The following is a 14,641-nucleotide window of genomic DNA, read 5'->3' as shown; positions in this document are numbered from 1 at the left end:
CAGCCTGGATGGAGCCTTGGGTGATCCCGGTGATGTGGCCCGAAAGCCTTGCCCTTCTTGCTGTTCGCTCGGAAGTGCAGTACCTTGGCTGGATACGCACACGTTAAGCAAAGCGCATGGCCACCCTTGATAACGACGAGATGCTGCTGGTTTTACAGCAGTCACTGACAAAAAAACGGGTTCTGATCGTTGATCGCCATTCTCCGGCACGCGATTCCATGCGCCTGATGCTTTCGGCACTGGGCGTTACTGCGGTGCACGGTGCCGGCAATTCCGCCGAGGTGATTCGCCAGGTCAAGGCCAACCGTTTCGATATCATTCTTTCCGATTTCGTCCTCGATGACGGCCGTGACGGCCAGCAACTGCTGGAGGAACTGCGCCATGCGCACCTGATTCCGCTGTCGACGGTTTATCTGATCATTACCAGCGAACGCGGTTACACCAATGTCGTTGCGCTGGCTGAGTTGGCACCGGATGACTACCTGATCAAGCCATTTACCGCCGAGCAGTTGCAGGCCCGGCTGGTTAAGGCTATCTACAAGAAACATATCCTGCGCAAGATTTACGAGCAGATCGAACGGGGGGCCTTGCAGGAAGCCATCGCAGCCTGTGACCGCGTTATCCAGCAGCAACCCGCTTTCATGTACGACGCCTTGCGTTTCAAGGGCGAGTTACTGCATTCGCTGGGCAAGACGCGTGAGGCCGAGGAAGTTTTTCGTCATGTGCTTGAAGGGCGGGTGGTGCCGTGGGCCAAGATGGGCCTGGCGACTGCCCTGCGCGACCGCGGATCGCTGGATGAAGCCGAGCAACTGGCCGAACAGGTGACTCAGGACACGCCGGAATATCTTTCGGCCTACGATTTCCTGGCTTCGGTGCACGAGGCCCAGGGGCGTCTGGATTCGGCGCAGCAAGCTTTGCAGCGGGCAGCCGATGCCTCACCGCACAACACCGTGCGTCAGCGTCTGGTTGGCGATGTAGCGGTGCGCAACAAGGATTTTCTCTCGGCTGAAAAGGCGTATGGCAAGGTGATTCAGCGCAGCAAGGGATCGACGCTGCGCACTGTCGATGATTTCGCCAACCTGTCGCGCGTGCTGGTCGAGCGCGGTGAAATCGATGGCTCGCGCAAGCTGGCGGCCGAGATGAAGCGTGAGTGGCGGGGCGACAAGCAGGGCGAGTTGGCAGTGCTGGTGACTGAAAGCCTTTGTCTTGAAGCCGAAGGATCGGCTGAAAAAGCCAAGGAACTGGTCGACAGGGCGCTTGAGCTGCAACAGCAGGTCAGCGCCGAGGCTGCAGAAAAGGGCCGGCATGTTTCCCAGCGGCTGGCGGTCGATCTGGCGCATGCCTGCTTTGCCACGGGCAAGCAGGAGGCGGCCCAGAAATTGATGCGTCAGGTTGCGGCAGAGAATCACGAAGATCCGCATCTGACCGAACAGATCACCAGCGTCTTTGAAAAAACCGGTCAACCGGATGCCGGCAAGGCCTTGCTCGATCAGGTTGGCAAGGAAATCATCGAACTCAACAACAAGGGCGTGCTGGCGGCGCGTAGCGGCGATCTGGACGGTGCCGTGCAGTTGCTGATCCAGGCTGCCGAGCAGGTTCCCAACCTGCAATTCCTGATCAATGCGGCCAAGGCCATTTTCACGCTGCTTGACCAGAAGGGCTGGGATGCCGATCTGGCCGCGAAGGGCGTCGTTTATCTGCAACGCGCCCAGCGCAAGGACCGCAAGAGCCAGAAAGTGGCTTCGGCCCGCGAGCTCTACGTTTCTGTCGCGCGCAAGAACGGGGTCGTGCCGGAAGCCTAGCTTGCCGCGGTCGCCCCGGGTTCAGTGCTGCTTTTGCCCGAGTCCGAGATAGGCTTCGATCACCCGCGGATCGGCCGCCAGCTCATTGCTCGGGCCGGCCAGCGAGACTTCACCGGTTTCCAGCACATAGCCGTAATCGGCGATTTGCAGCGCGGCGCGGGCATTCTGCTCGACCAGCAGGATGGCGACGCCGGTCTTTTTCAGTTCGGAAATGATGCGGAAAATTTCCTTGATGATCAGCGGGGCAAGCCCCAGGCTGGGTTCATCGAGCATCAAGAGTTTGGGCTTGGCCATCAGTGCGCGGCCCATCGCCAGCATCTGGCGTTCGCCGCCGGATAAAGTGCCGGCCAGCTGGTTGCGGCGTTCTTCGAGGCGCGGGAAAAGTTCGAAAACCTCGTCCATCGTTTCCATGTGGTCGCGGTGGCCGGTGCGGTAGCGGTCGAAGGCGCCGAGGACCAGGTTGTCCTCGACACTCATTTCGGAGAACAGCTCGCGCTTTTCCGGTACCAGCGTCATCCCCTGGCGAACCAGGGTTTCGACCTGACGCTCGCGGCCCTGGGCATGGCCCATGTAGACGATGTCGCCATCGGCCGGCAACAAGCCCATCAGGGCGGAAAGCAAGGTCGTCTTGCCGGCGCCATTCGGACCGATGACGGTGACGATTTCGCCGCGCCGGATGGTCAGGCTGACCTGGTGCAAGGCTTCGACCTTGCCGTAGGCGACGCGCAGATCCTTCACTTCGAGGATGATTTCGTGGTCGTGCAAATGCGGGTGCTTGGTCATGATTTACTCCACGCCGCCGAGGTAGGCTTCGAGCACCTTCGGGTTGCGCTGAATTTCTTCCGGCAGGCCCTCGGCGATTTTCTCGCCGAATTCCATGACGACGATGCGATCGGCCAGGCCCATGACGAAATCCATGTCGTGTTCGACCAGCAGGATGCCCATGCCTTCGCTGCGCAGCTTGCCGAGCAGTTCGGCCAATGCCTGTTTTTCACGATAGCGCAGGCCGGCCGCCGGCTCGTCGAGCAACAGCAGGCAGGGGTCGGAACATAGTGCACGGGCAATTTCGACAATGCGCTGCTGGCCAAGGGCGAGACTGCCGGCCGGTTCGAACATGTGCTCGGCCAGGCCGACGCGTTCGATCTGACGGGCAGCTTCGGCCAGCAGGCGGTTTTCTTCGGTACGGTCGAGGCGCAAGGCGGCGGCCAGAACCCCCTTGCTGCCGCGTAGATGGGCGCCGATGGCCACGTTTTCGAGCACCGACATCTGGCCAAGCAGGCGGACATGCTGGAACGTCCGGCTCATGCCGCGCCGGGCAATGTCGCGCGAAACCATCTTCGCGGTCGACTCGCCGAGAAACTCGATTTTGCCCTCGCTGGCCGGGTTGACCGCGGAAATGCAGTTGAACATCGTGCTCTTGCCGGCGCCGTTCGGCCCGATCAGCGCCATGACTTCACCGGCCTTGACGGTGAGCGACAACTGGTTGTTGGCGACCAGTCCGCCGAAGCGCTTGGTTACCTCCGTGGCTTCCAGCAGCAGCGTGCCGCCCTCGGCCAGTTGGCGGCGCGGCATGGCGTCGGCTTGCGGCACGGCGCGCTTGACCCGGCGTTCCGGCACGAGCTTGAGAATCAGCGGCCAGATACCGTCACGCGCCCGCTGCAAAATGAGCACCATGGCGATGCCGAAGACGATGATCTCGAAATTGCCGCTCTGGCCGAGCAATTGCGGCAGCAGGTCCTGCAGCCATTGCTTGAGGATGGTGATCAGCCCGGCGCCGAGTACGGCACCCCAGACGTGACCGATACCGCCGACGACGGCCATGAACAGGTATTCGATACCCTGGGTCAGTGAAAATGGCGTCGGATTCACAAAGCGTTGCAGGTGGGCATAGAGCCAGCCGGAAATGCTGGCCAGCAAGGCGGCGATCAGGAAAATGACGATCTTGGCCTGCGGCGTATTGACGCCCATCGCCTCGGCCATCACCGTGCCGCCCTTGAGTGCGCGGATGGCGCGGCCCTGACGTGAATCGAGCAGATTGCGGATGGTCAGGATGGCGAGCAGGACGACCAGCCAGATCAGGTAGAAAAATTCACGCCCTGATTTCAGTTCCCAGCCAAACAGTTCGACGGTCGGAATGCCGGTGATACCGGTATGGCCGCCAAGGAATTCAACATTACCGAACAGGAAATATAGGCTCATGCCCCAGGCAATGGTGCCAAGCGGCAGGTAGTGGCCGCCCATGCGCAAAGTGATGAAACCGAGGAACAACGCCACCGACGCGGTGATGGCCAGGCCGATCAGCAGGGTCAGCCAGGGCGACAGACCGTAGGCCGTGGTCAACCAGGCGGTTGTGTAAGCACCGAGGCCGACAAAGGCCGCCTGGCCGAACGAGGTCAGGCCGCCGACGCCGGTCAGCAGGACCAGACCGACGGCAACGATGGCGTACAGCCCGATGTAATTGAGCAGCGTGACATGAAACTCGGGCAGCAGCAGCGGACTGATGCCGAGCAGCGCGACGAAAAGGGCGATCGGCAGATGGCGCATCATTCTTCCTCCTCCTCGACGTGGGTTGAGGTCAGCGAGCGCCAGAGCAGCACCGGGATGATCAGCGTAAATACGATGACTTCCTTGAAGGCGCTGGCGTAGAAGGAGGAATACGATTCAAGCAGGCCGACCAGAATGGCACCGAGCGCGGCAATCGGGTACGAAGCCAGGCCGCCGATGATCGCCCCGACAAAGCCCTTGAGGCCGATCAGGAAGCCGGAGTCGTAATAAATGGTCGTGATCGGCGCGATCAGGATGCCGGAGAAGACACCGATTGCAGCGGCCAACGTGAAACATAGCTTGCCGGCGAGGATGGGCGGAATACCCATCAGGCGGGCGCCGGTCCGGTTCATCGCCGTGGCGCGCAGCGCCTTGCCGTAAATCGTCCGTTCGAAGAAGAAATAGAGGCCGATGATCAATACGGCGGAGGCGACGACAACAAGGATGGTCTGGCCTTGCAGCGGCGCGCCGGCCAGCTCGAAGCTGAGGTCGGTGAAGGCCGGCGTGCGCGAACCTTCTGCGCCGAAGAAGAGCAGGCCCAGGCCGATCATGGCGACGTGCACGGCAACCGACACAATCAGCAGGACCAGCACCGAGGCACCCGCCAGCGGCTGATAGGCGACGCGGTAGATCATCGGGCCGAGCGGCACGACCAGCAGCATCGAAACGACCACCTGAATCCAGAGCGGCAGTTCGGTCGGTGGTATGGCGAACAATCCCGCCGCGCACAACAAGGGCACGCCGATGTTGGCAATCAGCAGCGGTGGCAGTTTGCGGTAGCGGCCTTCACGAACCAGTGCGATGCCATCCAGCAAGGCGACAAGGCAGCCAAGAACGAGCAGCAGCCAGACGGTGCCCGGCACCTTGCCAGCCTGCAGGCTGGCCAGCGTCAGTGCGCCGTAGGCAACGAACTCGCCCTGTGGAATGAAGATGATGCGGGTGACCGTGAAGACCAGCACCAGGGCCAGAGCCAGCAGCGCATAGATGGCACCATTGGTGATGCCATCCTGGCCGAGAAGAAGGAGGATTTGAAGGTCCATGCTACCGGAGAGTGTGAGACCGCAGCGCCGACCAGTGGCTCGTACCCGGCTGGCGGGTGAGCCCTGGTGGCGGCAGATTGTTACTTACTTGATGAGTTTCCAGGCGTTGTTTTCAATCGTGACCATGACGCGGGCGCGCTGGTCAAAACCCTGGTGATCGTTTGCGGACGTGTTGAAGATGCCGTGGGCGCCGGCCAGGTTCTTGCTGTTTTCCAGTGCATCGCGCAGTGCCTTGCGGAATTCCTTGGTGCCCGGCTGTGCTTTCTTCAATGCAAGCGGAATGGCGCTTTGCAGCAGCACGCCGGCATCCCAGGCGTGGCCGCCGAAGGAACTGACGCTGCCTTTGCCATGCACGGCTTCGTACTTGGCAACGTATTCCATGGCCGATTTTTTGACCGGATTGTCATTCGGCAACTGGGCGGCCACAACCATCGGGCCGACCGGCAGGAAGGCGCCTTCGACATCCTTGCCACCGACGCGCAGGAAGTCGTTGTTGGCGACGCCGTGGGTCTGGTAGATCAGGCCCTTGTAGCCTTTTTCCTTGAGCGCCTTCTGGGGCAACGCAGCCGGTGTGCCGGCGCCGCCGACCAGCACGGCATCCGGCTTGGCCGCCATGATCTTGAGGATCTGGCCGGTCACCGAGGTGTCGTTGCGCTGGAAGCGCTCGCTGGCAACGACCTTGAGCTTGCGGGCTTCGGCAATCTTGGCGAATTCCTTGAACCAGCCTTCGCCGTAGGCATCGGCAAAACCGATGAAGGCGACGGTCTGGACATTTTTGTCGGTCATGTGCTGAACCAGCGCGGTGGCCATGTGGGCATCGTTCTGGGCCGTCTTGAACACCCACTGGCGCTTGGCATCCATCGGTTCGACGACGATCGCCGAGCCAGCCATCGAAATCAGCGGCGTTTCGTTGTCGACCGCGACATCCATCATGGCCAGCGAATTTGGCGTGGTGGTCGAGCCGATCACGACATCGACCTTGTTCTCACCGATCAGTTTCTTGATGTTCTTGGTCGCGGCAGTTGGGTCGGTCGCATCGTCGAGCACGATGTAATTGACCTTCTGGCCACCGATGGTCGTCGGCAGCAGCGCGATGGTGTTCTTTTCCGGAATGCCGAGCGAGGCGGCCGGGCCTGTCGCCGAGAGTGAAACACCGACATTGATGTCGGCCAGAGCCATGGTGGACAGTGCGGTCAGAACAGCCAGCGTCAGTTTCTTGTACATCTATGTCTCCCAGGAAAAAGGCGGAAAAAACGGAGTCTACCACGCAGCGCCACCCGATCAGGCAATGCTGCGTACAGCGGAACGGTTGCTTCTTGCGTCAGGTGGAGAAGCCGGCCAGTTTCGGGGCGATCAGCGCGCCAGCTTCCAGTTGCCATCCTGAATGGTGACCATCACGCGGGCTCGCTGGTCCAGACCCAGATGGTCGTTCGGCGTCATGTTGTAAACGCCATGCGAAGCCGCCAGATTCTTTGTCGCTTCGATGGCATCGCGCAGGGCCAGACGAAACTCCCGGTTGCCGGGCTGGGCTTTCTTCAATGCGGCAGGGAGTGCCTCGGCCAGCAACTGCCCGGCATCCCAGGCATAGCCGCCGAAAGCGTTGACGCTGCCTTTGCCGTGAACGGCTTCGTATTTGCCGACATACTCTGCGGCCGATTTTTTGACGGGATTGTCGGCCGGCAGTTGGGCTGCAACCAGGACCGGCCCGGTGGGCAGTGCGGTTCCCTCACAATCCTTGCCGCAAATCCGGAGGAAATCATTATTGGCGACACCGTGGGTCTGGTAGATCAATCCCTTGTAGCCTTTTTCCTTGAGCGATTTTTGCGGCAGGGCTGCAGGCGTGCCGGCGCCGCCGATCAGGATGGCATCCGGTTTGGCAGCCAGCATTTTCAATACCTGCCCGGTTACCGTGGTATCGGTCCGGTTGAAACGTTCATTGGCGACGAGCTTGAGTTTGCGGACGTCGGCAAGTTTCGAGAACTCATTCCACCAGCCTTCGCCATAGGCATCGGAAAATCCGATGTAGGCAACGGTTTTGACGTTGCGATTGGTCATGTGCTCGACAATCGCAGTCGACATCTGGGCGTCGTTTTGCGGTGTCTTGAAGACCCATTTTCGCTTGTCGTCCATGGGTTCAACAATGCGTGCCGAGGCGGCCAGGGCGATCATCGGTGTTTCGTTTTCGGCAACGATGTCAATCATGGCCAATGAATTGGGCGTTGTGGTTGAGCCGATCAGCAGATCAATCTTGCTTTCGCTGATCAGTTTGCGGGCGTTTTTGACCGCAGTGGTCGTATCCGATGCGTCATCGAGCACGATGTAGTTGATTTTCTGGCCGGCAATGGTCCGGGGCAACAGATCGATCGTGTTTTTCTCCGGGATGCCCAGCGAGGCCGCCGGGCCGGTGGCCGAGAGCGTGACACCGACATTGACCTCGGCACAGGATGCAAAGGAAAGAGCCCCGAGCAGGGCGGCAAGCATGGTCTTTTTCATTGTTGTTTCCCCTGGGTGAATCGATTGCCAAATAGTGAAAAGCTATGCCCAAGCCGTCGTTTCTGCAAGCCATCAGGTCAACCTGGCGTGATAAAGTCAGCGTTTTGAGCAAAAACGGGTTCTGCCAATGTTTTCTGGAATCATCGCGGCGGTTGGCCGCATTACTTCCCTGACACCGCGCGAAGCGGGTTTTCGCCTGCACATCGACGCCGGCAGCCTGGGGCTGGATGACGTCGCGCTGGGCGATTCGATTGCCTGCAACGGCGTTTGCCTGACCGTGGTTGCCAACGAAGGCAATACTTTCGCGGTCGACGTCTCGCCGGAGACTTTTTCCTGTACGGTCGGTCTCGATGCGCCTGGTGAAATCAACATGGAGAAGGCGCTGCGCCTGGCTGACCGTCTGGGCGGCCATCTGGTTTCAGGTCACGTCGATGGTGTGGGTGAAGTTCTGCGCTTCGACCCGGTCGGCGACAATCGCCTGCTCGAAATTCGTGCGCCGCATGAACTGGCAAAATATATTGCGCGCAAAGGGTCGATTACGATCAACGGGACGAGCCTGACAACCAATGAAGTAGCGGGTGACGTTTTCACCATCAACCTGATTCCCCACACGCTGGAAAGCACGACACTGAAGCATCTGGTGCCGGGCAGCCGGGTCAATCTGGAAATCGATCTGATCGCCCGTTACGTCGAGCGCATGCTGAGCGGCGCTGCTTAAAAGTCAGACTACGCCATCCAGTCGGTTTGGCTGGATGGTTTGCCTGATCGGTATTGGTTTATCGGTCGTGTCCGACGGATAAACCAATACCGATATTGGTAGAAGCGGTCATCTGTATTTCTTCGACCCATTTCGTCCCATACCCTGCACAATAAAAGAGCGCACGGCTCTGCGGCAATTTGTCGCATCGGCAGGAAGCTTCCTGTCATTTAGAATCCCGGCTCGCCAAGATGTTGTTTTTTATAACATTTTGATCTGGGTCAATATCAGGGAGAACTGTGATTTCTGTTGCGCTACCGCCGCTGGATCGCTTCGAGGCACAGCCCTCGCTGGGCGAGCGCCTGGCAACTGCCGGCCTCGTTATTACCCTGCATTTACTGCTGGTTTACGCAGCTCTTTATCTGTCGGTAAAAAATGAGTTGATCCAGTTGCCGGCGACGATCAGCGCCCGGTTGTTACCGCAACTTGAAGAAAAGAAGATTGAGCCGGCGAAACCCTTGCCGCCCCCGCCCAAGCCGATACCTCAGTTGCGCCGCCCGCCGGAGATCAAACCGCAGCCGGTGCTGGCGGTCGATAACCCGCAGGCTAGCGCGAGCAGTTTCGTCGTGCCGGTACAGCCCCCGGCTCCACCGGCACAGCCGGTCATCGCTCCTCCGGCACCGGTTGCTGCGTTGATTGCCGCTCGCTTCGATGCCGATTACCTGCACAACCCGAAGCCGGTTTACCCCAGCATTTCCCGACGCAATGGCGAGGAGGGCAAGGTCTTGTTGAAAGTTCGGGTCAGCGCCCAGGGAAATGCGCTCGATGTGATGGTTTCCAGGTCGAGCGGCTTTGCCCGCCTCGATGGTGCGGCAACTGATGCCGTGGTGCGCTGGCGTTTCGTGCCGGCGCGGCGCGGCGATGAGGCTGTTGAATCTTCGGTGATCGTCCCGATCACCTTTGCGCTTGATTGAAGAAAGTCGAAGAAAGGTAAAGCATGGAATCGCAAATGGGCATTGCCCACTTTTGGAGCCAGGGCGATCTGGTGACGCATGTTACGGCTGTCATCCTAGCCCTGCTTTCGCTGGCCTCATGGTCGGTTATCCTCAGCAAGCTGATGTCGGCCTGGCGTGCGTCGCGCTCCCAGGAACGGGCACTGAGCAGTTTCTGGAGTGCCAATTCGCTGCCCGAGGCGCTCGAGGCCTTGCGGCGCGATGATCCTTCGGGAATTTTTGCCGGCCTGGCCCTGACCGGTGCGCATTCGGCACAGGCGCACCAGCAGAATGCGGCGCGCGGCATCGGAGCCGGCGTCAATGCCAGTGAGTTTGTGACCCGGTCGATGCGTTCGCACATCGTCAATACGCAGGCACGAATCGAACGCGGCCTGACTTTTCTCGCTTCGGTCGGGTCGACCGCGCCATTCATTGGTCTGTTCGGTACAGTCTGGGGGATTTATCACGCACTGGTCGGTTTGTCCGGGGCAACCCAGGTGGTGCTCGACAAGGTCGCTGGCCCGGTTGGCGAGGCGCTGATCATGACTGCCGCTGGCCTCTTCGTAGCCATCCCGGCCGTGCTCGCCTACAACGCCTTTACGCGCGCCAATCGGCTGATTGCGGTGCAACTGGATGGTTTCGCCCATGATCTGCATGCCTACCTGACGACCGGCGTACGGGTCGGTGGCAACGTCAATCTGGTCGACATCGGCGCCGTGCGTGCCAATCGGCAGGGTTGATCATGGCCTTTGGTAGCTTTGATGAAGGTGGCAGCGGCCAGCCAATGGCCGAAATCAACACGACACCACTGGTCGATGTGATGCTGGTGCTGCTGGTGATTTTCATCATCACCGCGCCGCTTTTTCACCAGGCGGTGCCGATCGACCTGCCGCAGGTTTCAGCCACCAAACTGGATGAAAAGCCGGAGGTTATCCAGTTGGCAATCGATGTCGACGGCAATATTTTCTGGAATGGCGAAGCTATTCACCGTGATGCCCTGGCTGGCCGTTTTGCCGACGTCAGCGTCCGTCAGCCGGAATTGCACCTGCGCGCTGACCGCAAGGTGGCTTACGAAAATGTCGCCGACGTGATGGCGGCGGCGCAACGCGCCAATATCGTGAAGATCGCCTTCCTGACACAGCCGAATCCCTGATTGATTGACGAGAAAAAGATGAAAAAAATGCGTATCAAGCCCCTGGCGTGGGCGATTGCCGCCCTCGCCGCATCTGGCCAGCTAATCGCCGCTGAAGAGGAGAGTGCCAAGGAGCTGTCGGAAATGACGGTACGCCAGAGCCGGCCGAGCGCTGTTGTGCACAATCCCTCTCCGCAGGCCGAGGTGACCGGGGAGCAGGCGCGCAACATGAACGTCGTCAATACTGAAGACGTCGTCAAATACATGCCCAGCCTGCAGATTCGCAAACGTTACATCGGCGACCGCAACGCAATCATCGCAGCGCGTACTACCGGCACCGTGCAGAGCGCCCGCTCGCTGGTCTATGCCGATGGTCTGTTGCTCTCCAACCTGCTCGGCAACAGCTACGCCTACCCGGCACGCTGGAACCTGGTTGGCAGCGAGGAGATTGACACGGTCAACGTGTTGTACGGGCCATTTTCCGCCCTGCTGCCGGGCAATTCGGCGGGGGCGACGATCCTGATGACGACGCGGCGGCCTGAGGATGTCGAAGCGCATGCCCGCGTCCAGTTCTTCTCACAGCCCTACAAGTTGTACGGCACCGACATGACCGCTTACGGCCATCAGGAGCAGGCTAGTGGTGGTTTCCGGGTTGGTGGCTTGAGTGTTTCGCTGATGGCCAACCATCTTGATAGCCGTGGCCAGCCAATGAGTTTTGCAGCGGCAACCAAGGCAACCAGTGGTGCCGGTAGCGTCGCCTATTCTGGCCACACCGTAGACCAGGACCCTTCAGGGGGGCAACGGGTGATCGTCGGGGCGACCAATATCGACCACACCATCCAGGATGTCGGCAAAATCCGGCTTGCTTACGATTTTGCACCGGAAACTCGCTTGGCTTTTACTTTCGGAGAGTGGCATAACAATTCGACGAATAGGGCTGAAAGCTATTTAAAAGATGCCAATGGCCAAACCGCGTATTCTGCAACGGGAACCAGTGCCATCCTGGTCAATGGGCAGCGCTACACCGTGGCTGCCTCGACTTTTGCTCCGAATCGTAGCGAAACGGTCAACCGCCTGTTCGGCCTGACTTTCGATAGTCGGCTAAGTAACGACTGGCGCCTGGAGAGCGCTTTCTCGCTCTACCAGACCCCGACCGACAGCTTGCGGACAGCCGCATCGCCGACCCTGAGCAACGGGACGGTGGCCTTGTCGGATGGTACTGGTTGGAATAACGCCGACCTGCGTCTGATCTGGAAGCCGGATGGCGGCAAGGTAGGCCATACCGTGACGGCTGGTCTGCATCACGATGCCTATACGTACGACTACAAAAAATACAATGCCGGTAACTGGCTGTCCGAAGACAGCAAGACGGCTCTGACCGATCGCAACTACGGGCGGACGCAAACCCAGGCGATTTATCTCCAGGATGAATGGAAATTTGCCCCACGCTTCACATTGACCGCAGGCGTCCGCCAGGAACAATGGCAGGCCAGCAAGGGTGAGATTTACACCAGTGCACTGGGTCAGAACAATTTCCGCGAACGTGAAGAGAGCGGTACTTCGCCCAAGCTTTCGCTGGCTTGGCAGGCAACGCCTGACTGGATGCTGCGTGGCTCGTTTGGCAAGGCTTTCCGTTTCCCGACGGTGACCGAGTTGTACCAGACGGAAAAAACCAGTACGACAACCCGGATCAGCGACCCCAACCTGAAGCCTGAGCAGGTTTTTGCCAAGGATCTGACGGCTGAGGGAGCGCTTGGGCGCGGTACGTTGCGTTTCTCGCTATTCGAAGAAATCGTGCATGACGCGCTGTACAGCTTCACCGACTACGCGTTGACGACGCGCAATCAAAATATCGACAAGTTGCGCGTGCGCGGCGCCGAAGTTGCCTACGTTGCGCCGGAAGTGTTGCGTGGCCTCGATCTGACGGCCAGCATGACTTATGCGCGCTCACGGGTGTTGGAAAACCATCTTTATCCGGCCAGCGTCGGCAAGTGGGTGATCCGGGTACCCGACTGGCGCGCCTCGCTGCTCGCCGTCTATCGGTTCAACGACCAGTGGACAGGCATGCTCGGCTATAAATATAGCGGCAAGCAATACAACAACCCGGATAATTCCGATGAATGGGCGAACACCTATGGCGGCAACAGTACCTTCTCGACCTTCGACACCAAGATTTCCTACCGTTTCGCCAAGGGCATGACGGCCGGCTTTGGTATCGACAACCTGACCAACGAGAAGTATTACGCCTTCCATCCTTATCCACAGCGTACCTTCCATGGCGAGATTCGCATTGATTACTAAGCGTCTGACCTTACTGGCACTCGGCCTGTGGCTGATTGCCTCGACTGCGGTTGCGGCCGATACCATGCCTGGCATGGCCAAGGCTCCCCGGCTCGAGCTTGGCAGCTCGGCCATCTTTGCCCCGGATGGCACGCTGCTGGTTGCCGCCAAGCAGGGCGAGCACATCATGCTTTATCGCAGTCAGGACCAAGGCCAGAGCTGGTCGGCGCCTGCTGCGGTCAACGCCCTGCCGGAGGCGATTTCGGCTGATGGCGAGAACCGGCCCAAGTTGGCATTCAGTGCCGATGGCGGTTTGCTCGTCTCATGGACGCGCCCGCTCGGCAAGCCGTACAGCGGAGCGATTCGCTTGGCTCGTGCCGATGATGGCAGGAATTTCTCGCCGCCGCTGACGGTGCATAAAGATCCGGCTGAAATTACCCATCGCTTCGAATCCTTGCTGACGACACCGGATAACAAGGTCATCCTGGCCTGGATCGACAAGCGCGATCTGGAAGCGGCCAAGACCAGCAAGGCAGCTTATCGTGGTGCGGCCATCTATAGCGCCGTATCGAACGATGGTGGCCGCAGTTTTCAACCTGAGCGCAAGCTGGCCGACCATTCCTGTGAGTGTTGCCGGATTGCTTCGGCCCTGGATCGTGACGGTACGCCACTCTTCATGTGGCGCCATGTCTTTGCCCCGAATGAGCGCGACCACGCATTGCTCCGGTTTACGGCGGAAGGTGCGAGCCAGCGTGTGCAACGCGCCACTTTCGATCGCTGGAAAGTCGATGGTTGTCCGCATCACGGGCCTTCACTGACGGTTGATGCTGCCGGTCTGCGTCATGCTGTCTGGTTCAACCAGAAAGACGGTGCCGGGCGGGTTTTCTACGGTCGACTGCTGCCGGGGGATGAAATTCGCGTTGAAGGTCAGCGTGTCATCGGCGGGCTGCGGGCGGCGCACGCCGATCTCGCGGCGGCTGGCGGCAAGTTGCTGATTGCCTGGAAGGAATTCGATGGCGAACGGACGCAGTTGCGCGGCCTGGTGTCGACCGATGGCGGAGAAAAATTCAGCGAACTGGCTCTGGCCTCGACTGATGGAGCTTCCGATCAGGTTCGTGTCATTCGCCAGCAGGAGAAACTCTATGTTTTCTGGCGTACCGAGAAGGAAGGCTTCCGCCTGTTCCCGCTGCCATGATCCGTCGCCTGATTTCGTTACTGATGCTGGCCCTGGCGGCCGGTACGCTACAGGCCGCCGAGTTCGTGCTGCTTGATCGTGATACGGCGCGCCAGTTGCTTGACCCGGGGCGTTACCGGCAACCTGCCGTGGTGACGCTGTGGTCGTCCGACTGCAGTCACTGCAAAAAGAACCTGCAACTGCTGTCGACGCTGGTCAAGAACAACAAACGTTTGCGTGTCATTACCATCGCCGCCGAGCCGGCCACGGCAGAGCATGCGCCGTTGCTTGATCGTTATGCCTTGCCCGGCCCCCGCTACGCCTACGGCAGCGATAGTCCTGAGGCCATTGCTTATGCCATTGATCCGAACTGGGCCGGCGAATTGCCGCGCACGTTTATGTTCGATGGCAAAGGAGGCAAGGAGAAAAAGTCGGGCGTCGTTTCACAACTGATGCTGGAAAAGGCGACAGGGTTGAGTTTCTAGTT

At 59.7% G+C, this 14,641-nt stretch carries 13 protein-coding genes; 8 read left to right on the top strand and 5 right to left on the bottom strand.

All coding sequences use genetic code 11. From position 1 onward, the window contains the following. Positions 1-116: 116 nt before the first annotated feature. Positions 117-1,802 (top strand): tetratricopeptide repeat protein, encoded by a 1,686-nt coding sequence (locus KI614_RS15870; RefSeq protein WP_226406883.1) that lies wholly within the window; start codon positions 117-119, stop codon positions 1,800-1,802. 21 nt (positions 1,803-1,823) lie between these two features. Here KI614_RS15870 and KI614_RS15865 read toward each other — a convergent pair whose 3' ends face one another. From KI614_RS15865 to KI614_RS15845, 5 genes are all read right to left on the bottom strand, one after another. Continuing rightward, positions 1,824-2,585 carry an ABC transporter ATP-binding protein gene (locus KI614_RS15865; RefSeq protein ID WP_226406881.1) on the bottom strand — a complete coding sequence of 254 codons (762 nt, stop codon included), beginning with the start codon at positions 2,583-2,585 and terminating at the stop codon, positions 1,824-1,826. Between the two features lie 3 nt (positions 2,586-2,588). Next, the gene (locus KI614_RS15860) at positions 2,589-4,349 is read right to left on the bottom strand and encodes an ABC transporter permease subunit (protein WP_226406879.1); all 1,761 of its coding nucleotides are present in this window, start codon (positions 4,347-4,349) and stop codon (positions 2,589-2,591) included. Beyond that, entirely contained in the window at positions 4,346-5,386 is a 1,041-nt protein-coding gene (locus KI614_RS15855; protein WP_203467982.1) for a branched-chain amino acid ABC transporter permease, read from the bottom strand. The genes KI614_RS15860 and KI614_RS15855 overlap by 4 nt, the downstream gene beginning before the upstream one ends. An 84-nt stretch (positions 5,387-5,470) precedes the next feature. Next, positions 5,471-6,610, bottom strand: a complete 1,140-nt coding sequence (locus KI614_RS15850) for an ABC transporter substrate-binding protein (protein WP_226406878.1) — start codon at positions 6,608-6,610, stop codon at positions 5,471-5,473. A gap of 129 nt (positions 6,611-6,739) precedes the next feature. Further along, on the bottom strand, positions 6,740-7,879 hold the full coding sequence (locus KI614_RS15845; protein ID WP_226406877.1) for an ABC transporter substrate-binding protein: 1,140 nt from the start codon (positions 7,877-7,879) through the stop codon (positions 6,740-6,742). A 127-nt stretch (positions 7,880-8,006) separates the two neighbouring features. Between KI614_RS15845 and KI614_RS15840 the strand changes: the two genes are divergently transcribed. The 7 genes from KI614_RS15840 to KI614_RS15810 all read left to right on the top strand — a co-directional run bounded on the left by KI614_RS15840 (position 8,007) and on the right by KI614_RS15810 (position 14,639). After that, a complete protein-coding gene (locus tag KI614_RS15840; protein ID WP_226406876.1) occupies positions 8,007-8,597 on the top strand; it encodes a riboflavin synthase in 591 nt (196 codons plus the stop codon). Positions 8,598-8,875: 278 nt separating this feature from the next. Beyond that, positions 8,876-9,550: an energy transducer TonB gene (locus KI614_RS15835; protein ID WP_226406875.1), complete on the top strand. Its 675-nt coding sequence runs from the start codon at positions 8,876-8,878 to the stop codon at positions 9,548-9,550. Positions 9,551-9,573: 23 nt separating this feature from the next. Further along, positions 9,574-10,308 (top strand): MotA/TolQ/ExbB proton channel family protein, encoded by a 735-nt coding sequence (locus KI614_RS16385; protein WP_319002671.1) that lies wholly within the window; start codon positions 9,574-9,576, stop codon positions 10,306-10,308. A 2-nt stretch (positions 10,309-10,310) separates the two neighbouring features. Next, the gene (locus KI614_RS15825) at positions 10,311-10,721 is read left to right on the top strand and encodes an ExbD/TolR family protein (protein WP_226406874.1); all 411 of its coding nucleotides are present in this window, start codon (positions 10,311-10,313) and stop codon (positions 10,719-10,721) included. An 18-nt stretch (positions 10,722-10,739) separates the two neighbouring features. After that, a complete protein-coding gene (locus KI614_RS15820; RefSeq protein ID WP_226406873.1) occupies positions 10,740-13,001 on the top strand; it encodes a TonB-dependent receptor in 2,262 nt (753 codons plus the stop codon). Then, the gene (locus tag KI614_RS15815) at positions 12,991-14,175 is read left to right on the top strand and encodes an exo-alpha-sialidase (RefSeq protein ID WP_226406872.1); all 1,185 of its coding nucleotides are present in this window, start codon (positions 12,991-12,993) and stop codon (positions 14,173-14,175) included. Before KI614_RS15820 ends, KI614_RS15815 begins: the two co-directional genes overlap by 11 nt. Further along, positions 14,172-14,639 (top strand): TlpA family protein disulfide reductase, encoded by a 468-nt coding sequence (locus KI614_RS15810; RefSeq protein WP_226406871.1) that lies wholly within the window; start codon positions 14,172-14,174, stop codon positions 14,637-14,639. The genes KI614_RS15815 and KI614_RS15810 overlap by 4 nt, the downstream gene beginning before the upstream one ends. The last annotated feature ends 2 nt before the right edge of the window (positions 14,640-14,641 follow it).

The sequence above is a fragment of the Dechloromonas denitrificans genome (assembly GCF_020510665.1).
Lineage (GTDB): Bacteria > Pseudomonadota > Gammaproteobacteria > Burkholderiales > Rhodocyclaceae > Azonexus > Azonexus denitrificans_B.
The sequence above is the reverse complement of the archived record's forward strand: the minus strand, read 5'-3'. Positions and strand labels throughout refer to the sequence as shown.